The 19,538-nt window shown below is 39.3% G+C and carries 17 protein-coding genes; 4 read left to right on the top strand and 13 right to left on the bottom strand.

Annotation, left to right across the window (positions count from 1 at the left end; all coding sequences use genetic code 11):
• The first annotated feature begins 50 nt into the window (after window positions 1-50).
• Genes ACTB00_RS05440 through ACTB00_RS05430 form a run of 3 tightly spaced genes read left to right on the top strand, consistent with a single transcriptional unit; the run spans window position 51 to window position 3,543 of the window.
• Complete coding sequence (locus ACTB00_RS05440) at window positions 51-770, top strand: glycosyltransferase family 2 protein (RefSeq protein ID WP_463298921.1); 720 nt, start codon at window positions 51-53, stop codon at window positions 768-770.
• A 30-nt stretch (window positions 771-800) separates the two neighbouring features.
• The gene (locus tag ACTB00_RS05435) at window positions 801-2,186 is read left to right on the top strand and encodes a hypothetical protein (RefSeq protein WP_463298920.1); all 1,386 of its coding nucleotides are present in this window, start codon (window positions 801-803) and stop codon (window positions 2,184-2,186) included.
• Window positions 2,158-3,543 carry a hypothetical protein gene (locus ACTB00_RS05430; protein ID WP_463298919.1) on the top strand — a complete coding sequence of 462 codons (1,386 nt, stop codon included), beginning with the start codon at window positions 2,158-2,160 and terminating at the stop codon, window positions 3,541-3,543. The genes ACTB00_RS05435 and ACTB00_RS05430 overlap by 29 nt, the downstream gene beginning before the upstream one ends.
• Before the next feature lie 174 nt (window positions 3,544-3,717).
• On the opposite strand, the gene ACTB00_RS05425 is transcribed toward ACTB00_RS05430, so the two are convergent.
• From ACTB00_RS05425 to ACTB00_RS05400, 6 genes are all read right to left on the bottom strand, one after another.
• The gene (locus ACTB00_RS05425) at window positions 3,718-5,178 is read right to left on the bottom strand and encodes a glycosyltransferase family 39 protein (protein ID WP_463298918.1); all 1,461 of its coding nucleotides are present in this window, start codon (window positions 5,176-5,178) and stop codon (window positions 3,718-3,720) included.
• A gap of 367 nt (window positions 5,179-5,545) precedes the next feature.
• The gene (locus tag ACTB00_RS05420; RefSeq protein ID WP_463298917.1) at window positions 5,546-7,207 is read right to left on the bottom strand and encodes a hypothetical protein; all 1,662 of its coding nucleotides are present in this window, start codon (window positions 7,205-7,207) and stop codon (window positions 5,546-5,548) included.
• 123 nt (window positions 7,208-7,330) lie between these two features.
• Complete coding sequence (locus ACTB00_RS05415; RefSeq protein WP_463298916.1) at window positions 7,331-8,077, bottom strand: glycosyltransferase family 2 protein; 747 nt, start codon at window positions 8,075-8,077, stop codon at window positions 7,331-7,333.
• A gap of 401 nt (window positions 8,078-8,478) precedes the next feature.
• The gene (locus ACTB00_RS05410) at window positions 8,479-9,642 is read right to left on the bottom strand and encodes a sigma-54-dependent transcriptional regulator (RefSeq protein ID WP_463298915.1); all 1,164 of its coding nucleotides are present in this window, start codon (window positions 9,640-9,642) and stop codon (window positions 8,479-8,481) included.
• Between the two features lie 33 nt (window positions 9,643-9,675).
• Window positions 9,676-10,587 carry a Ppx/GppA phosphatase family protein gene (locus ACTB00_RS05405; protein ID WP_463298914.1) on the bottom strand — a complete coding sequence of 304 codons (912 nt, stop codon included), beginning with the start codon at window positions 10,585-10,587 and terminating at the stop codon, window positions 9,676-9,678.
• Window positions 10,588-10,652: 65 nt separating this feature from the next.
• Window positions 10,653-11,570 carry a hypothetical protein gene (locus ACTB00_RS05400; RefSeq protein ID WP_463298913.1) on the bottom strand — a complete coding sequence of 306 codons (918 nt, stop codon included), beginning with the start codon at window positions 11,568-11,570 and terminating at the stop codon, window positions 10,653-10,655.
• Window positions 11,571-11,776: 206 nt separating this feature from the next.
• On the opposite strand from ACTB00_RS05400, the gene ACTB00_RS05395 reads away from it, so the two are divergent.
• Window positions 11,777-11,968, top strand: coding sequence for a hypothetical protein (locus ACTB00_RS05395; RefSeq protein ID WP_463298912.1), 192 nt, complete (start codon window positions 11,777-11,779; stop codon window positions 11,966-11,968).
• Between the two features lie 129 nt (window positions 11,969-12,097).
• Here the strand turns inward: ACTB00_RS05395 and murI are convergent, their stop codons facing one another.
• The 7 genes from murI to ACTB00_RS05360 form a co-directional block, all read right to left on the bottom strand.
• Entirely contained in the window at window positions 12,098-12,934 is an 837-nt protein-coding gene (murI, locus tag ACTB00_RS05390) for a glutamate racemase (protein ID WP_463298911.1), read from the bottom strand.
• Between the two features lie 74 nt (window positions 12,935-13,008).
• Entirely contained in the window at window positions 13,009-13,518 is a 510-nt protein-coding gene (locus tag ACTB00_RS05385; protein ID WP_463298910.1) for an OmpH/Skp family outer membrane protein, read from the bottom strand.
• Window positions 13,519-13,672: 154 nt separating this feature from the next.
• Complete coding sequence (locus ACTB00_RS05380) at window positions 13,673-14,188, bottom strand: OmpH/Skp family outer membrane protein (protein WP_159519107.1); 516 nt, start codon at window positions 14,186-14,188, stop codon at window positions 13,673-13,675.
• Window positions 14,189-14,252: 64 nt separating this feature from the next.
• Window positions 14,253-16,910 (bottom strand): outer membrane protein assembly factor BamA, encoded by a 2,658-nt coding sequence (bamA, locus tag ACTB00_RS05375; protein ID WP_463298909.1) that lies wholly within the window; start codon window positions 16,908-16,910, stop codon window positions 14,253-14,255.
• Window positions 16,911-16,923: 13 nt separating this feature from the next.
• A complete protein-coding gene (locus tag ACTB00_RS05370) occupies window positions 16,924-17,667 on the bottom strand; it encodes an isoprenyl transferase (protein WP_463298908.1) in 744 nt (247 codons plus the stop codon).
• 5 nt (window positions 17,668-17,672) lie between these two features.
• Window positions 17,673-18,467 (bottom strand): DUF6089 family protein, encoded by a 795-nt coding sequence (locus tag ACTB00_RS05365; protein WP_463298907.1) that lies wholly within the window; start codon window positions 18,465-18,467, stop codon window positions 17,673-17,675.
• Window positions 18,468-18,654: 187 nt separating this feature from the next.
• Window positions 18,655-19,536, bottom strand: coding sequence for an NAD kinase (locus ACTB00_RS05360; RefSeq protein WP_463298906.1), 882 nt, complete (start codon window positions 19,534-19,536; stop codon window positions 18,655-18,657).
• Window positions 19,537-19,538: the final 2 nt, after the last annotated feature.

The following is a 19,538-nucleotide window of genomic DNA, read 5'->3' as shown; positions in this document are numbered from 1 at the left end:
TGTTATTTTTTCTTAGATTTGCTATTCGTAAACTACTAGCACGAAATTAAATGAGCCAGATACTTTCGATTATTATTCCGGTTTATAACGAGGAAAAAACCATCACGCAGCTTCTGGATAAAGTTGTTGATGTCGAGTTGAAATTTGATTTTACGAAAGAAATGATCATCGTAAATGACTGTTCTACAGATAACAGTGTTGAAGTTATTGAAAAATACATCGAGTCTCATCCTGAAGTTGACATTCAGTTTTATCAGCAACCCATAAATATGGGAAAAGGAGCGGCTTTGCATCGTGGGATCAAGGAAGCAAAAGGTGACTATTTGATTATTCAGGATGCTGACCTGGAGTATGATCCCAGAGAGTACAATGATCTGCTGAAGCCGATTGCAGAAGGCTTTGCCGATGTGGTTTACGGCTCACGTTTTATGGGTGGAAATCCACACCGAATTTTGTTCTTCTGGCATTCTATTGGAAACAAATTGCTCACAACACTATCGAATATGTTTACCAATCTGAACCTCACGGATATGGAAACCTGTTATAAGCTTTTCAGAGCCGATATGGTAAAAAGTTTGGATTTAAAAGAAAATCGTTTTGGATTTGAACCGGAGGTTACTGCCAAGATTGCCCGCATACCCAAAGTTCGGGTTTATGAAATCGGGATCTCTTATTACGGTCGTACATACGAAGAGGGAAAAAAGATCAATTGGCAGGATGGTTTTCGGGCGTTATGGTGTATCTTGAAATATAATCTGTTCAGCAAGTAACTTGGCATGAAATTTAAAAGCAGCACTTTCTTGATTTTTTTATTAGCTGTTTCCTTTGTTTTTTTTGCTGTTTTGTCTTTTTTATCAGAAGGAAGTTGGGGTGGAGCTGATAATGTCGTTCACTATCGGATTGCTCATTACGCATTTAAATACCCACATCTTTTTCTGGATTTGTGGGGCAAACCACTGTTTACAATTCTAAGTTCTCCTCTGGCACAATTGGGGTACCATTACATGCGATTGTTCAATGTCATTGTAGCAATTTTGACTGCGTTTCTTTCGGTGAAGATTTTGGATATCCTGAAATTAAAGGATACCTATTTAGCTATTCCATCCATTTTATTTTCGCCGATTTATTTTGTACTGGTTCCAACAGCCATGACAGAACTGTTATTTGGGCTGATTATCATTTTGGCGATATATTTCTTTTTTAAGGAAAACTTCGTTCTTTCTTCTGTGGCGATATCATTTTTACCTTTTGCCCGAAACGAAGGTTTTATTCTTATTCCAATATTCTTTTTAGCTTTTCTTTTGAAGAAGAAATATCGGGTACTTCCGTTTTTAGTGACTGGATTTGTCTTTTTTAGTTTACTTGGCTGGAAACACTTTGGATCATTCTTTTGGATATTAGAGAACAATCCGTACACCGGAGCAGCCAGTTTGTACGGAAGTGGGAGTTTGCTGCATTTTGTTGATCGTTCGCCACAGGTATTCGGGATTCCTTTGGTCGTGCTCTTTATTGTTGGGCTATTTTTTGCAACACGTAATTTTATAAAAGACCGACTGTGCTTGAGATATACGTTCTTTTTTTATCTGCTGGTTGTAGGAAGTGCACTAACTTATTTTGCTGCTCATTCTTATGTGTGGTGGAAAGGGATGGGTGGCTCTCTTGGGTTGACTCGTGTTATGGCAGGAATTGTTCCTCTTTTTGCCTTGACTGCGGTTTATGGGATCAACCAAATTCCGGTAAAAGCGGACATTAGGCGCATCATTTCAATAATTGCGATCGTTGTTATTGTTTACATCCCATTTCAGAAATATCAGATTCCATTTCAGATAGATGCAACAGAGAAATTAGTAAAAGAAACCAGCAGTTGGTTGCTAGATCATGAGTGGATAAGCGACCGATTAATTTTTTACTATGATCCTGTGTTTTGCCATTATTTAAAGCTAGATCCTTTCGATCAGGAAAGAACACGAGAGCAAATTCACAATCGGGAGAAACCGGAAGAATCGGTTCCCGTTGGTGCCATTGTTATCTGGGATGGCCACTTCGGTCCAAATGAAGGTGGGATGCCATTGCAAAAGTTGAGACATAGTCCGGCTTTTAAACAAATATACCATGTCGAACCCAAACATGAAATCACTGTTTTAAATGGACACAAATATGAAATCTTTGTTTTCGAACGGATATAAATGGAGAAAATCTTTCTCATTTTGGACGATCATTATACTCGTAGTAGTAAATGGTTGGTATGGGAAAAATTTGAAACGCTGGGAGAATAACCACATTGTTGAACAGGATGTCGTTCACTACTATGCTTATTTCCCGGCGACCTTTATTTATCACGATTGGAAATTTGACTTTGTGAAAAATCTTCCCACCGATTTTGATGGAAGAATTTGGTTGCTAGAGACTCCGGATGGTAAGCCAGTACTAAAAATGACCATGGGCCTGTCTATTCTTTGGCTACCCTTCGAAACAATCGCTCATATTTATGCAAAGGTTTCTCATTATAAGGCTGATGGTTATTCAAAGCCATACAGTGTGGCAATTTTTATTGCAGCTTTATTTTATTTGGGATTGGGGCTCGTCTACCTCCGAAGACTATTACTTCAATATTTTTCTGAAATAACGCTAGGTTTTGTTTTGTTGTTGACAGTTTTAGGCACCAACCTAATGCATTATGTTATTGCAGAACCGGGAATGTCCCACGTTTACAATTTTAGTCTGATTATATTATTTATCTATTGGGTGCAGAAATTTTTGCAACACGCAAACCCATTGAATGCAGTAATAATTGGTTTAGTTACAGGTTTTATCGTTTTGATCAGACCAGTAAATATGGTTGTACTTTTTATCCCAGTTTTGTGGAGCATAAGCTCATTGAAAGAGCTTAATCAACGATTTTATTGGTTTTTAAAACAGTGGAAATTTTTGGTCTTGGCAATAATAGTAGCATTTTTGGTCGTATTTCCTCAATTAGCTTATTGGAAAGTTGCTACCGGGCACTGGCTGTATTACTCGTATCAAAACGAAGGTTTCTATTTTTTGAATCCGCACTTAATCGATGGCCTGTTTAGTTACCGGAAAGGATGGTTGCTATATACCCCAATAATGGCTTGTGCTATAATTGGGTTTATTTTCTTAAAAAGGTATATAAAAGGAGCTACTTTAGCACTTGTGGTTACCTTAGGTATTGCGATTTATGTTGTTTTTAGTTGGTGGACATGGTGGTACGGTGGTAGTTTTGGTTCGCGCCCTATGATTGATTACTATGGATTAATGGCATTCCCAATGGCTGCTCTGATTCAAAAGCTTGCTGAAACTAAATGGTGGATAAGGATGGTTACTACAACGGTCTTTGTATTTTTTATTTATCTCAACCAATTTCAAATGTCACAGTATCGCACTTCACTATTGCATTGGGATAGTATGACAAAGGATGCTTATTGGTCAATCATGTTTAAAGAACACTGGCCGACCGACTACGATAATTTGATAAAATCACCAGATTATGACGCTGCAAAAAAAGGCAAGGACGAATATTGATCGCGAATTGCATATTACAGATGTCCCCCATACTTTTCAATAAAAGAAAAAGTATCTCAATTCTGTTATCGACCAGACTGTTGTTTTAGCTCAATTGCATGCTCTATAGGTGTTTGTTCAAAACCTTTTAATTGTCTGTTCGTTGGTTTTTTAAGAAAGGCAGGTTCGTAAAATTTAGTTGGTTTTATTTAAAGTATCCTGTCTTGTATACAGAAAAATATTAATGCAATCTTCAAAAAATGCACTATCCGTCCTCGTAGATGCGGAATCGAGATAGTTTTCGATATCATTATAACCGATGCCTCCATTTTTAAAGAAGGCTATTTTCTGATTAGGGTATTTGGAGATATAATTGATAGCGTCATCAAGGCTCCAAACCTGATATACATCCCTAGATCTCAAGTGCTCTTCGAAATTATTGATATCTCTAAAAACGTTCAAATCGTAATAGTAAGCAAAACCATAATCAGCCCAATGGGGGTAAATTATGGTTATATAATCTTGATCAGTATTATCTTTCAGATAGTTGACAGCCTGTTGCACTTCGCGGTGGGCAATAAATTCTTTTTTGGTCTGTAGTTTTATGCCCATTACAAAAAGTACAATGATGCCTGCAGCTATTAGCATTAATTTTCGTGTTTGGTACAAATAACCAATGGAAATTCCAATAAACAGATACAGGGCTATAGAATTGTACATCACGTAACGGTTTTCAAACATAGGCACTTTCGATGAAACCAGAAACATGATGCTATAGGGGACGATCCAGAATATGAAAAGAACAGGTATTTCGCTTTTAAATTTCGTCGGTTTTCGGGCAATGAATAAAAAAAGCATCCCGAAAGCAAACAAATATAATATGGTTGAAATAACAACCGGGCTATTCATAAACATGGTGATTTCTTTCCAATATGCAGTGCTGTCTGGTGGCCTCATCCATGAATTATCTTTTGAAATCAAGAATTGTTTGATAAATGTAATTGCCATCGGTATGAACGCAATGGCTGTTGAAAAAAGGGCAATTGAAACTTTTATTAAGGCTTTGTTATTTTTGAAGTAGATCAATGCAGTAATGAATTCCATGAAAACCACAAACCAGCCAAAGTAGTGACTGTAAATCAATACAATATTTGAAATAATTAAACCTAAAAGGAAATGTTTCTTGTCAGGTTTTTCTAGCAGCGAAAAAAGATAATATATAGCCGCAGCAGTAGCGCAGAGGAGCAAAGAATAAGTACGGGTTTCCATCCCAAAATAGAACTGATAGGAGGAAAGGACAAACAATCCTGAAGCAATAATCCCGGCATGGTAATTCATGATTTTCTTTCCCGAGAAATACAAGAATACTGCTGTTGTTGCGTTGAATATTAGTGGGATAATGCGAACAGAATAAGGGGTGATCCCAAAAACTTTTATCCAAAAGTGAAGGAGGATCATAAACAGTGGTGGATTGGGTTCGTTATGTGTAGGTAAAAGCAGTATTTCTTTTAAGCTTCGTTGGGCATTATAAATAGTGAAAGGTTCATCAATACTGATATCCCTTGTTCCTATAAAGGTCAACTTCCATACAAAAGCTATCAAGAATAAAGCTACGGGGATGTAAAAGTTTAACAATTTTACGTTCCTATTTTCCATATCTTATTAATTGCAATTTCAAATGATGTATAATTGAATGGTCATCTCGAAATTCTCGTTTATCCGTGTCATTTCAATACTGGGACATTTTTGGTACTGTTTTTTTGTATCCGGTGTAAAGGGATTGCCAATGTGCAGAGCTATAGTTGTACATTCAGGTCCAACTATTCTTTTTGAAGGACTTATCCCCATCTGCGAAAAATCCCTGTGGATAAAAAGAGCTGACCAATAAGCATCGTATTTATGTCTGTCAGCCTTGATTGTTATTTTAGGGTAAACTAAAAAGGACAAAACCAGAAGAATCATTATCAAGGGAATGACAATTTCAGTTATTAGACGTATAGAATTTAGTGAAAAATGTGCCATGCTATTCAGAGCTTTCTGCAATATTTTCTACCCAGTTTAATTTTAATAGAATTTCATTATTCTTTTGATTAATGAAAATAGTATCTGGCAAAAAGGCAAATTCTTTCCGTGGATCTATTTTATCAATCGTTCTGTTATAGAGCTCGTTCGAATTGTTCTCCAGATAGATATATACCGGCATCCCTTTAGTCAAAACTTCGCTCGGGATAAACTGGTCACCCCAGTGCTGAAATTTGTCGTCCCAGGTAGTGTACTGATAAGTATTTGGATAGAGCATTAGTAACTCTTGATAGTAATGAGGTCTTAATGAATTGGCTGCCCAAGCCGTGCTGTATAGTAAAGCATATTCTTTGAAAGGACTTCCGTAATCTTGCGATACGATGATTTTTACGCAATTCTCGTCAAGAGAAGATACGACATGCCATGTTGCTTTCCGAGCTTCCACTTGACTACCAATAACGTCTGATTTGATTCGTATATATTTGAATTGTCGGTTAATATTCCACCCCATAAATAGAATGAGTAAAATATTAAAAAGTAATGCGATCGATCGACGTGGATATAGACTTTTGATTAATTCAATCGATAAAATAATCAATAGTGGGGTCAACATAAGTGCGGGTATGAAGTACCGATGTGCATAATGTTTCCCGGTCAGGATATATTGAACCAAAATTGCTGCTAAAACTGCGATACTAATCCATGTTCCTTTCCAGTGCTTTAATTTATCTCGATAGAAGAGGACAGAAATCATCAGCAATGCCAAAAGCCCAAGAAACAGCCAACCAAAGGTTTGTTCAAGGCCGATCAAGTCATTCAAATTGTTTTTAAAAGCTGAAAAATTAATGATGTCTTCTTTTCCTCCGCCATAAGTGCCACTATGAAGAAATAAGGCTTTGATCCAATTCCAGAAAGTCTCGAGTTGCAAGCTGACTGGTATAGCAATCAGCAAAAAGAAAAAGATTCCGAATCCCAAAAATTGAAGTTTCTTTTTCCAGTCCTCGATTACGATCACCGGAATCAACCAAAGTGAGATGAATGTCAGTTTAATTGACAGTCCAAATGCAAAAACAAAGCCGATAAGAGCAATGTCCCGGAATTTTAAAGTATGGTTTTCAGTATATAGGTAGTTGATCAGCAGGATGCTAATGGCAAAAAGGGGAATTGGGAATAGTAATTCCGGCGTGACACGTCCAATGAGATCGTACCAGATGACTGGCAAGAAAGGCATTGTTTGGATCAACAGACCATACAGTATTGAACCAGTTTTTCTATAAACCATTTTCCCAGCAGCGAAAATCGCAAAAACGACTATACCTGTAATAGACAGGTTGACAATGGCTAGATAAAGATCGGGATGTAAAAACAAATCATTGATAAACGAAGTATCTCCGCCTCTAAAAAGGTGTGTTATCCGAAAGACAAGAGCTACAAGGTATTGTAATGGAGTTCCCGGGTTGTCTATATGACCAATTTTTAGATGGCCTTCAGCAATCCCGAGTCCACTCATAAAATAGATATATTCTGGGTCGACAGAGCGCAAAGATGTCGCACCAAGGATGCTTCTAAAATAAACTGCTATCAGAAAATAAAACGATGGAATGACAAGAAACAGATACTTTAGCTTGTCGTTCCCTGTAGAAAGATCAGGCTTTATTTTCATATGATTATAATTGCTTATTTATAATTACAACACATGGAACTCGCCTAAGGTAATCCTCAACCTGCGTGTGCGTAGATTTACATGCTCGTTTCATTTAATTTAGTTTTGAAAATATTCATTCTCTTATTGTTTCCCAAAAATGTGATGTTTAGCTATCCCCCATTTTTCCAATCTATATTGAACAGCGGTTCGCATGACGCCTAACGCATAAATTGTACTGTTTTTTAAATTTATACTTGAAGCATCGTTAAAGTATTTTGTGGGACAAGTAATTTCTGCAATTTCGTAACCAGCATACCAAATTTGAGCAAGCATCTGGTTGTCGAATACAAAATTATCGGAATTTGCATTGAAGTTAACTTTTTCGAGTGCTTCACGAGAAAATGCCCGATAACCGGTGTGATACTCTGAAAGTTTCGCATTCATCAACAGGTTCTGGATAAAAGTGAGTCCGCGGTTTGCGACATACTTGATTACTGGCATACCACCCTTTAGCGCTCCTCTTCCTAGAATACGAGATCCTAAAACAACATGATATAGTTCGCTTCCAATTAAATGGCTCATAGCCGGGATCAGTTTGGGAGTGTATTGGTAGTCCGGATGAAGCATGATAACAATATCTGCTCCTAATTCAATTGCTTTGTTGTAGCAGCTTTTTTGATTTCCTCCATAGCCTTTATTCTGATCATGCCGGATGATGTGTTTAATTCCAAGTTTTTTGCCTACTTCAACGGTGTCGTCATTGCTATGATCATCAACTAAAATTACGTCATCAACGATTGAAAAATCAATTTCATCATAAGTTATTTTTAGCGTTTTGGCTGCATTGTATGCCGGAAGAACGACAACTACTTTTTTGTTGTGGATCATTTGACTGTTAGTTTTCGAGATCTAAGATATTGCTGAATCAGTTTCAGATTTGAAAACCTAAAAATAGCTAATTTATTGCAAAAAGGAAGTGGGAAATAAAAAAGGAAAACCCTGAGATTCGGTCCGTTCCCCGGGAAACAATAAACCCCGGGGTGAAGTGTTTAAATACGCCATGACAACAACAAAAACTTTCCTGCTTCAGAGGCTTTCCTTAAATCTTAAAATGTCTTTTTATTAACGGCAAGATGTCAATGCTTATAACAAAAAGCAGGTTGACAAGAGCCTGAAATTATACTGATCTCTATTGGTAAAACGCTTCCGGTGGCGCTTCGTTCAGTTATAACAACGGATGCCAAAAGTTGTTTGAAAAAATTTGGAAAACATCAAATAAGAAGGGCTGGTTATTTTATAGAAGTAGCGAAAGCCTCTACATCTTCAGCCGAAATTGACTTATTCCCAAGAATAATCAGTCGTTCAATTACATTTCGGAATTCACGAATGTTACCAGTCCAGTTGATTTTCTGAAGTTTTTTAATCGCCTCATCGCTAATTGTTTTTTCGGGCATGCCGTACTCATTGCAAATCTGTTTGATGAAGTGGCTGGTTAATTCAGGAATGTCTTCAGTCCGTTCGTTTAGCGTTGGTACTTTTATTAGGATGACACTTAATCGGTGGTACAGGTCTTCGCGAAAGTTGTTGTTTTCAATTTCTTCACTCAGGTTTTTATTGGTTGCCGCAATAACCCGAACATCAACCTTAATTTGTTTATCGCCCCCAACACGGGTGATGATACTTTCTTGCAAGGCTCGAAGCACTTTGGCTTGCGCTGATAAGCTCATATCGCCAATCTCATCGAGGAATAAAGTACCACCGGTAGCTTGCTCAAATTTTCCTTTGCGTTGCTTAACGGCTGATGTAAATGCTCCTTTTTCGTGTCCAAACAGCTCGCTTTCGATTAAGTCAGCTGGAATGGCAGCACAATTGACTTCAATAAAGGGTCCGGTAGCCCGATTGCTTTGGTCGTGCAGACGACGGGCAACAAGCTCTTTGCCTGTTCCGTTAGCTCCGGTAATCAGCACGCGCGCATCGGTTGGGGCAACTTTGTCTGCCATGCTAATAACTTTCGTCATCGCATCAGAGCTGCCAACAATTTCGTATTTCTTGTTGACTTTCTTTTTTAGAACCTTGGTTTCGGTGATCAGGTTCGACTTATCCATCGCATTACGAATGGTAATCAATAGCCGATTCAAATCAAGTGGCTTTTCAATGTAATCGTAAGCTCCTTTTTTGATCGACTCTACAGCTGTATCAATATTACCATGACCGGAAATCATGACAACCGGAGCATCCGGAGCGAGTATCTGAATTTTCTCCAGCACTTCAATGCCGTCCATTCCCGGCATTTTGATGTCGCACAATACGATGTCATATTCATTTTTTCGAATCAGATCAATTCCTTTTTGTCCATCTTCGGCTAAATCCACCTGGTATTTTTCATATCCCAGAATATCTTTTAAGGTATTTCTGATACTTCGTTCGTCGTCGATTACTAATATTTTTGACATGCTTATGCGGTTTTATTTGTTCGGGTTTCAAATTTAGTCATAAATCCATTTGTACAAAATGCCTTCGCGTAAGGCAAAATCAGTTTGTGTAATTTTTTCAATCTCCAGTTTCTCAACAACCAGTCGAATGAAAATTAAAGCAGGCACAATCATTTCTACTCGCAAGGGGTCCATCCCTTTCATTTGTTCCCGCTGTTCTTTTGTTGAAAAGATTACCTGATCAGCGATTCGATTAAAGTCGTTCAGGCTGATTTCTTGTTGTTGTCTTATTTTTGTTCCGGGAGAGCTTTGGTCGATCAGGTCTGCAATGGTATCGAAAGCTCCCGAGCAACCAATCAGTTGTAGCTTGCCTGGTTGAACGTTCTTCCACAACAACTCCAACCCTTGGTCAAAATATTTTTCCACGGTACTTATTTCTTCTGCAGTTATTGGATCAGAAAGAGGGATTTGCTCAATAATTCGGGCCATTCCCAAGGGGAAGCTTTCTTTCCAGACGATTTGGTCGTTATTGGTTTCGATAAATTCGTTGCTGCCTCCACCAATATCCATGATCAGGGACTGTTTTTCAAGTTTACCAAAGGCTAGTTTTACGCCTTCAAAAATCAATTGAGCCTCCTGATCACCTGAGATGGTAACTAGTTTTATTGTTGTTTCCTTTAATAAATGAGTCTCAAACTCTTTGCGATTGGCAGCTTCGCGCACGGCCGAAGTGGCAATAGCAAAAACCTTATCGACTTCATATTTCTCAATGGTTTGTCGGTGTTCGTTCAGTGCATTGGTCGCTCTTACAAAAGCTTCTGGAGTAAGCAGCTGCTTGTTTATTCCTCCTTTGCCCAGCTTAACACCAACTTTCCCTTGATAAATTAGTTGGTAGTTTTTATCCTTCACCTCGGCAATTAAAAGGTTGCAAGTGTTGGTTCCCAAATCGATAACAGCCAGTTTCATATTTTTCGATTAAATTGATTGACAAAGATAAGAAATGCGAGTTGACTGCGGGCGACGCCCCTCGTTCACTCACTTAATTTAAAAGGCGACAGCGGATGCCAATTAATCCCGATATTGATAGAAGTGTAAGGATAGTCGCGAAGACCTGTTTTATATTCGGCGAAATAGTTGAACTTTTCATTCGTTACAATTAGACGTGCCTTGAATTGAATGGGCTTGTCGTTTCCGTAAAACTTCCAACCGTTGTAACCGGAGATTCCAAATGCGTATTCCAACTTTTTATGATTGAATTGCGTCTCAATCCCCCAAAGAGGGCCTTCGTTTTGTTCCAGATCGTCTTGGTTGGTTTGCCAAAAGTAATACCCAAGCATTGCATTAAGCTGCCAGCGAAAAATTTCGTGATTTATAAGTTTCTTCCCCAAACTGGCGTAATGCCAGTGTGCAGGTAAATCGGTGTACCGACCATCAAAAATACTTCCGCTGGTTGTTTTCAATACCGAAACAAGCATGGCCGACGGTAAGCCGCGTTTCTCTTTTGTTAGTTGAATGAAGGTTTTCAGAATGATGTCGCCCAAGTCGGTACTCCAGCCCGGATCATCTTTGTATAATTGGATGATGTCGCGTACGTCATTGGTGGCTCGGAAATAGTCAATCAGGTTCCATTCGAGTCCGAAAGCCATAAAGTTTTGCACAACCGGAAACCGAAAATCAAGTTTGAAGGTATGCCCGTTGTCGCCACCGTCATCTCTATAATAGTTGTCAATCGATACTTTAAACTGCGAATCAGTTCCCACTTGCCCGTTTAGTATATCAGGTATGGGCAGGGCATTAGGTCCCATCGTTCCGGGAGCAATCAGTAGCGTAGTGTAATCGCGCGTTGGCGAATTGTGATAGTAATGAAAGAAATCATTCGTGCTTTCGCGCTGAGAAAAGCCGAGCTTAAAGACAAAGACCAGGATTACAAATAGGGTAGGTGTTTTCATTATTTTTGAATAAACAACAGCTGAGCACTTATGTTTTGCAAGAAAAGAAAAAAGATTCTAAAACCAGTCTGCAAGCTATTAAATAACAGTTATGGCTTGTTGGACCAAACGAATTTTAGCGGCTGCTAGCTTGCGTGGTGTTACTTCAAAATGCGTTTGATAGCTTCTCCACGGGCATGGCTAAGCAATAAAACACGTTTTTTTCGATGCCCATGGCCGTGGTGGTGAGCCAAAACACGTTTGAAACCATAACCGGGCTCATGGAGATGAGAGCAAACACGTTTGAGCAGACCTCCACGAACACACTGACGATAACAAACCCATTTGAAACCATCTCCATGCGAATGGTGACACAAAAAAACGCGTTTGAAACCATCTCCATGCGAGTGGTGACGTAAGAAAACGCGTTTGAAACCTTCACCCACGCCATGGGGGAGGCTTGTTTATCAGTTAGTTGGGTAGTTGAGGGGAGAAGGCCTTGTGGCGTTCAGTCGTTTATGAGTTCGGTCGTTTCGAAGGAGGACACGCTAGAGTTCAATTTTTTCGGCTTGAATATCGTACCCTAAAAACTGAGCTGCACGGGCTTCAAAAAAGTGGGGATCTTCAGTCGTTAAGTATTTTCGGGTCGAGTGTTTAGAACAGTTCGACTCCATTTCGGGGTGGCGTTCAAGGTATTCATTTAACTTTTGTGCGACTATTTTTCCTTGCTCAATAATATTGACATCCTGCCGGGGTATGTACTTTCTGATACTGTCAATAAGCAATGGGTAGTGCGTGCAGCCCAAAATCAAACTATCAATCGACGGATCTTTCTGAAACAAGGATTGTAGATTATCTTGTACGAAATAGTCGGCTCCAGCGGTGTTCATTACATTGTTCTCAACAATGGGAACCCACATCGGGCATGCCATCTGGCTTGTTTGCTTCACACTTCCATTCGACCATTTCTCCAGCTCAATAGGATACGACTCAGATGCCACCGTTCCTGATGTTGCTACAACTCCCACATGACCATTTTTCGTCATCGTAGCAACTTCCTCAACACTTGGCCGGATAACCCCCAACACACGTTTGTGTGGGGCAATGACGGGCAAATCTTTCTGCTGAATGTTTCGCAACGCTTTTGCCGATGCCGTGTTACATGCCAGAATAACCAAATGACAACCTTCATCGAAAAGTCGTTTTACCGCCTCCAGGGTGTATTCGTACACCACATCAAACGAGCGCGTGCCATACGGCGTGCGGGCATTATCGCCCAAATAAACAAAGTCGTACTGAGGTAACAGATCGACAATCTCCTTGAGAACAGTCAAGCCTCCGTAGCCCGAATCAAAAACGCCAATGGGTTGGTTACTCGCAGTCATTTAAATTCTTTGCAAACAAAAATAAAAAAAGCCGTCTGATTCAGACGGCTTTCTTGAAACTATTTAGTTATAGCTTATTGAATTCCTAGTTTTGCTTTAACAAGTGGCAACAAATCAATACTTTGATTTGACTTATACAACAAGTTGTTTGAGTCAAACACGTAAATTACGCCTTGTTCTTTCGCAACAGCTTCAATGGTTTCGTTGGCTTTTGCAAAAATAGGTTGCATCAGCTCACTTTGTTTTTGTTGCAAACGTTGTTGTGCTGAACTATTAAAGCTTTGAATGCGCTGTTGAAGGCTCTGTAATTCTTCAACTTTTGATTGATATACGATTTCAGTTAATGAGTCTTGCTTGCTTGATAAATCCTGCAATTTAGTTTGATACTCTTTTTGCAGCGTTCCCATTTGATCTTCTAATCCCTTAGCCTCTTTCTCGATGGTAGCTTGTGCAGTTTTTGCCTCAGGCATTGCCTGAATTAAAACCTGTGTATCAATGTGGGCAAACTTTAATGTTTGTGCATTTACCATTCCTACTGAAAGGAATAGAACCGCTACGAAACAAATTTTGAAAATACTTTTCATCTGGTTATTTTTTCTTTGTTAGTTATTATTATTTCCGCGTCAACCTTTTAAAATCAGTACTCGTTCCTGTCTAGCCGAATCAAATCAAACTATCAATTTTGAAGATTTAACTTCTTTTGTCGGATTTTAAAAATTCGTTGACAAATATAATTGATTAATTCTTATAACCAAGCTTTTCAAGCACCTGGTCACTAAGATCATATTTCGGGTTTGTATAGAGCATTGTAAGGCTTCCGGCCTTGTCGAAGATAACGGCGTAGCTCCCTTCGTTGGCTAGCTCCTGAACCGCGTTAAAGACATCATCCTGGATTGGTTTAATTAAGCCCTGACGCTTTTTAAATAAGTCTCCTTCGCGTCCAAAATACTTACGCTGTAAGTCTTTGTACTCTTTTTCCTTACTAATAATGACATCTTCACGTTTGCGTTTCATTTCTTCGGAAAGCAAAACAGCTTCGGCCTGAAAATCCTGATACATCTGCTCAATGTCAGCATGCATGGTCTCCAATTCTTTTTGATATTGTTTGGAAATTTGATCTAACTGCTCCTGCGCTGCATTATAAGCCGGAATATTTTCTAAAACATATTCTGTATCGATGTAGGCATATTTCTGAGCCATCGCTGTTGCTCCAAAAGCAATCAGAAAAACAAATAACAATACTTTTTTCTTCATGGCAATTCTATTTAAATTCATACTATCTCCGAGATTTACAAATACCGAGCCATTCTTATAACGATCAGAACTGCTGCCCGATAACAAAGTGAAACTGACTTCCTCCAGCATTCTGTTTATATCCTGACTCGTCAAATCCATATCCCCAATCGATTCCCATTAAACCAAACATGGGTAGGAAGATTCGGACACCAGCTCCTGCCGATCTTTTTAAATCAAACGGGTTGTAGTTTTCAAAGTCCATCCAGGCATTACCCGCTTCAAGGAAACCAAGTACATAAATGGTTGCCGACGGTTTCAAGGTAATCGGATATCGCAGTTCCATTGTTAGCTTATTGTACATATTCGAGCCAGTATTGGGGCTCAGACTATAATCCTCATAACCACGAAGAGAAATGATTTCGGAGCCATAGAGGTTATAGCCTGACATCCCGGAGCCACCAACCCGGAATCGCTCAAACGGTGATCTCCGGTCTTTATCGTAGTAACCTAAAAATCCATATTCAAATTTGGTATGCAATACCAAGTTTCGATTTGATGAAAGCGGTGTAAACCACGCACCTTTCATGTTCCATTTATGATACTCGATCCACTTATACTTATCTTCGCTCGATAGGTTTGGATCACTGTAGTCAATATCGTCAAACAAGGAGAATGGTGGTGTAAACTGTAAGCTAACAGAGAACTCGGAACCACTTCTCGAATACAATGGATTATCCACCGAATTTCGTCCAAAGGCCGTTTTAAAGCTCAGGTTATTGAAGCCACCACCACCTGATCCGTCATCATCACTCAGGAAGTAATAATAACCCGACATGTTCTGTAATTTATAATGCTCCAATGAAAGTTCATGATAAACCGTGAAAAAGTCATCCGGCCATTTCAAACGATATCCATAACCCAATGCCAAACGAGTAGTTACCTGAATCTGATCTTCATCTGATGATTGATTATCGTTGTAGGTGTAATTTGATCCCGGGTCGTATCCATAACCATAAGGGCTATATCCGTATGGGGAATAACCTCCTCCATATCCGTAGGGTGAATAGCCTCCTCCATAGCCTCCATAACCTCCATAGGGGCTACCATAACCACCACTATATAGGTTGTTGTTGGCCGAATAATTCACACGCGAATGTGAAAATGAAAGGGAGAATGAATTTGGTTTTTTACCTCCTAACCATGGCTCGATAAATGAGAAACTGTAGGACTGATAAAACTTTCCACTGGTTTGTGCCCGCAGACTTAATGTTTGTCCATCTCCGGTTGGCAAAGGACGCCAGGCTTCTTTGTTTGGAATGTTACGAACCGAAAAGTTTGAGAATTTCAAACCAACTGTTCCTACAAACATATTGGCTCCCCAACCTCCGGAAAGTTCGATCTGATCATTTGCTTTCTCCTGTAGCTGATAGGCAATATCAACAGTTCCATCTTCGGGGTGCGGAACAACATTCGGATTAATAGCCTCGGGGTCGAAGTGCCCCAGTTGCGAAAGTTCACGAACCGAACGGATGATCTTTGACTTACTAAATAAATCTCCGGGGAGTGTGCGAATTTCTCTTCGGGCAACATGCTCATGGGTTTTTGTATTTCCTTCAATCAGCACTTTGTTAATTGTTGCCTGATTTCCTTCATAAATACGCATCTCATAGTCGATCGTATCATTTTCAACCCTGGCCTCAACCGGATTTAAATTGAAGAATAAATAACCATTATCGAGGTATAGGTTGCTCACGGCATCCTCATCTTCGTTCAATCGCTTGTTCAATAATTTTTGATCAAACACATCTCCTTTTTTAACACCAAGGTATGCATCCAGATACTCACCCGGATAGATTGTATTTCCAACCCACTGAACATCTCCGAAATAATATTTTTCACCTTCGTCAACCCATATGTCCAGACGAATCAGATCTTCATCAACTTTGCTGATGCTATCTTTTACAATGGTAGCATCGCGATAACCTTCCTGGTTATATTTATCGACAACATTTTTCTTATCCTCGATAAACTTCTCTTCATTGAATTTCTTTGTCTGGAAGAAGTTTCTCAACCGCTTTTCATTGGTTTTCTTCATGGCTTTCCTCAACTTGTTTTCGTTCAGTTGACTGACACCATGAAAAACAATTTCGTCGATTTTAACCTTCTCTTTTTTATCCACGTTAATATCAAGAATAACGCTGTTTACGGAGGCTGTATCGTCGCGCTGAACAATATTTACCTCGGTATTTAAAAAGCCTTTTTCCAGAAATATCCCTTTTATAATCCGCTCTGCATTGTTTAACTGGTTGTCGGTCACCTGACTTCCTTTCAAGAGCAAAACCTTTTCGGTAATGTCATCTTTTTCGCCTTTGGAAACCCCATAAAAATTAACATCTGCCAGTTTTGGTCTTTCCTGTAGATAAATATCCAGCCATATTTTACTGCCCTCCACTTTGCTGGCTTCAATTTTTACATCAGAAAACATCTGATGCCCCCACAGCTTTTTTATCGCTGTCGTAATTGCTTCGCCGGGAACCGTGATCTCTTCACCGACCTCTAAACCCGAAATCTGGATCAGGACATCAGCGTCAAGATAGCGAATACCTAGCACCTCAATGCCGGCAATCGTGTACTTTTTAGGACTTGAATAGTAAATCGAAAAATTAGTGCTTTCGTTAATTTGTGCATAAGCACTCACACTAAGTAAGAATAGAATTAAGAAGAATTTCAGTTTTTGCATTTTCTGGAATTGATTAGCTAACTAATTGTTGACTTGTTTTACCAAACCGTCGTTCCCTGTTTTGATAATCACAAATGGCCTCATACAAATTTTCTTTCCGAAAGTCGGGCCAAAGAACAGGAGTGAAATAGAATTCGGAATAAGCTATTTGCCAAAGCAAAAAGTTGCTTATCCTGTTTTCACCACTCGTTCTGATTAATAATTCGGGGTCTGGTATTCCAACTGTAGCAAGGTAGTTATCAAGTATATCTTTATCGATATCGTCAATTTGTAATTTGTCGTCTTTTACGTCTTGGGCAATTTTTTTAATGGCTTCGGTTATTTCCCATTTCGAACTATAACTGAGCGCCAACACCAAAGTCAAACCAGTACATTTGCTCAATTCATTTATCGACCAATTGAGTTTCGTTTGAACATCTTCCGGAAGGCTATCAAAATCACCAATCATCGTCAGACGCACATTTTGTTCTTTCAATTTTTCCGTTTCATCATTGATAGCCTGTACCAAAAGTCCCATTAAAGCATTCACTTCATCATGGGGTCTCGACCAATTTTCGGTGGAAAAGGCATATAAGGTTAAATACTGAATTCCTATTTCAGTTGCTCCTTCAACAGTTGAACGAACCGATTCAACACCATGCTCATGCCCAAAAATTCGTTGATTCCCTTGTTTGGCTGCCCAACGCCCATTCCCATCCATGATAATGGCAATGTGCTTAGGCAATTTATCTTTCTGTATTTTGTCTTTAATGGTCATTTACTCTAGTTAATATTTTCATACACCGGACATTCATTACTTCCCCGGTAAAACCGATAAGTTAAATGAACCCCCAAATGTAAGGTGAAATCGTTGTTATGCAAGAAATCGTTGTAATTTACCCATCCTTCAGTGGTTTCACCAGCCAGATTAGTTGTTGTTGAGTAATATTTTCTCGGATCATCCAAATCGTCAATCTTATCATTAAAATATTTCCGAAGAATAGCCTCAATGCCAACACTCAACCGTCCTCCAACATTAAACTTAAATCCAAATCCAACGGGGATGTTTAGCGCGACGACTGCCTCATCCTGGCCGGTTAAAAGCTCGCCTCTGACATTTGCTGGTACTCCTGCCAGTTGGCCGGGGTTTAAGTAATACACCACAGGGCTTAACCGATTTGGATCGTAGGTGTAGCTATACAAGCTAGCTCCGACTCCTCCAAGAAGATATGGCGTAGAGCTATATCGCTTGCTCCCAATGATATATCGAAAGAAATTAAACTCTCCCATCAGCGAAATATCGGTCATAAACTTGTCGAACTCCCAAGGCTCGGTTTCAAACTCACCGGTCGCACCAATTGTTCCTAACATCGCACTTGTTCTTAAACTCACACGCGAGTTAAAGTTGTAACGAAAAAACAATCCAACATTTGGATTCAAAGAACTTGCTTTATCTATGTTTGTCACGTCGCCAATGTAACTTCCAATGCCCCCCCACAAACCAATGTCTGCTGTATTCTGAGCCGAAACTGAACTTAAAGTTAGGGTACAAAAAATGATTGCAAAAAATCTTTTCATCGACTATCTTTTTCTTTGAAAGGTTGATAATAAAAAGACAGTATGGTAAAACATTCTGGCATTCAATAACAACATTAAAATCATAACTCCTTTCAAGAGCTACAAAAGTAATATAATTCTCAAAACATCTTACCGACTGCTTATTATAAAACCGAAATAGAGGTTAAAAATTGTTAAGCATAAAAGTTTAATTTCTTCGGTCAGCTCCCCACATCAGCTTGTTACGAAGTGTATTGAAAAATCCATGCCCGGGAAGTTTAAGGGTTTTTACATGAAAATCGGCTTTGCTGATGTGTAATTCACCTGGGAAATGAATCGCCTCAGAACGGGAGTCCAGCGATGCAAGAAACTGTGAGCCACGGCCTTCAACATGCAAGCGGATTGAAACATTTTCGGGCACAACAATTGGGCGAACGGTTAGATTATGCGGAGCAATCGGAGTAATCACCAAGTTCTTTGAATCAGGTGTAAGAATTGGTCCCCCAACGCTCATTGAATAGGCGGTAGATCCGGTTGGTGTGGAAATTATGAGTCCGTCGGCCCAGTAGGTACTTAAATAGTCGTCGTTCAAATAAGTGTGAATATTGATCATCGATGAGGTATCAAGCTTGGTTACGGCAATCTCATTTATGGCGTAATTAAAATCACCAAACAAAGCTCCTTTTTCTTTCAGGCACAACACCGAACGCTCTTCAATTTGGAATTGCTGGTTCAGGATTTGGTCGATTGCTTCGTGCATATCATCGCGCGAAATATCAGATAAAAAGCCTAATCGCCCGAGGTTAATCCCAACCGCAGGAATCGACTTGTTTTTTACCGTCAGTACTGATTGTAGAAAAGTTCCGTCGCCACCAATACTGAATAAAAACTCAACATCATCCGGCAGGTCTTTTCCCGACGTAAAGATCCCGGCAACTTCAGGTTTTAAAGAATAATTGGATTGCAGAAAATCGAAAAACGGCTTGTAAATGTAAATATTGATCTGTCGGTCTTTCAGCAAGGAAAACAATTTGGCTAAGTCGGGGGTGAAAGCAGGTTCGATATTAATTCCAAATATTGCAATTATCATAT

Source organism: Sunxiuqinia sp. (genome assembly GCF_055140945.1).
The sequence above is the reverse complement of the archived record's forward strand: the minus strand, read 5'-3'. Positions and strand labels throughout refer to the sequence as shown.

Bases quoted from the DNA above. Each gene is read 5' to 3' on its own strand.
- ACTB00_RS05405 (WP_463298914.1), bottom strand. From the start codon at position 10,587: ATGAAACTGGCTGTTATCGATTTGGGAACCAACACTTGCAACCTTTTA.
- ACTB00_RS05440 (WP_463298921.1), top strand. From the start codon at position 51: ATGAGCCAGATACTTTCGATTATTATTCCGGTTTATAACGAGGAAAAA.
- ACTB00_RS05425 (WP_463298918.1), bottom strand. From the start codon at position 5,178: ATGGAAAATAGGAACGTAAAATTGTTAAACTTTTACATCCCCGTAGCT.
- ACTB00_RS05420 (WP_463298917.1), bottom strand. From the start codon at position 7,207: ATGAAAATAAAGCCTGATCTTTCTACAGGGAACGACAAGCTAAAGTAT.
- ACTB00_RS05410 (WP_463298915.1), bottom strand. From the start codon at position 9,642: ATGTCAAAAATATTAGTAATCGACGACGAACGAAGTATCAGAAATACC.
- ACTB00_RS05385 (WP_463298910.1), bottom strand. From the start codon at position 13,518: ATGAAAAGTATTTTCAAAATTTGTTTCGTAGCGGTTCTATTCCTTTCA.
- ACTB00_RS05380 (WP_159519107.1), bottom strand. From the start codon at position 14,188: ATGAAGAAAAAAGTATTGTTATTTGTTTTTCTGATTGCTTTTGGAGCA.
- ACTB00_RS05395 (WP_463298912.1), top strand. From the start codon at position 11,777: ATGCCCATGGCCGTGGTGGTGAGCCAAAACACGTTTGAAACCATAACC.
- ACTB00_RS05360 (WP_463298906.1), bottom strand. From the start codon at position 19,536: ATGATAATTGCAATATTTGGAATTAATATCGAACCTGCTTTCACCCCC.
- ACTB00_RS05430 (WP_463298919.1), top strand. From the start codon at position 2,158: ATGAAATCTTTGTTTTCGAACGGATATAAATGGAGAAAATCTTTCTCA.
- ACTB00_RS05365 (WP_463298907.1), bottom strand. From the start codon at position 18,467: ATGAAAAGATTTTTTGCAATCATTTTTTGTACCCTAACTTTAAGTTCA.
- murI (WP_463298911.1), bottom strand. From the start codon at position 12,934: ATGACTGCGAGTAACCAACCCATTGGCGTTTTTGATTCGGGCTACGGA.
- ACTB00_RS05400 (WP_463298913.1), bottom strand. From the start codon at position 11,570: ATGAAAACACCTACCCTATTTGTAATCCTGGTCTTTGTCTTTAAGCTC.
- ACTB00_RS05370 (WP_463298908.1), bottom strand. From the start codon at position 17,667: ATGACCATTAAAGACAAAATACAGAAAGATAAATTGCCTAAGCACATT.
- bamA (WP_463298909.1), bottom strand. From the start codon at position 16,910: ATGCAAAAACTGAAATTCTTCTTAATTCTATTCTTACTTAGTGTGAGT.
- ACTB00_RS05415 (WP_463298916.1), bottom strand. From the start codon at position 8,077: ATGATCCACAACAAAAAAGTAGTTGTCGTTCTTCCGGCATACAATGCA.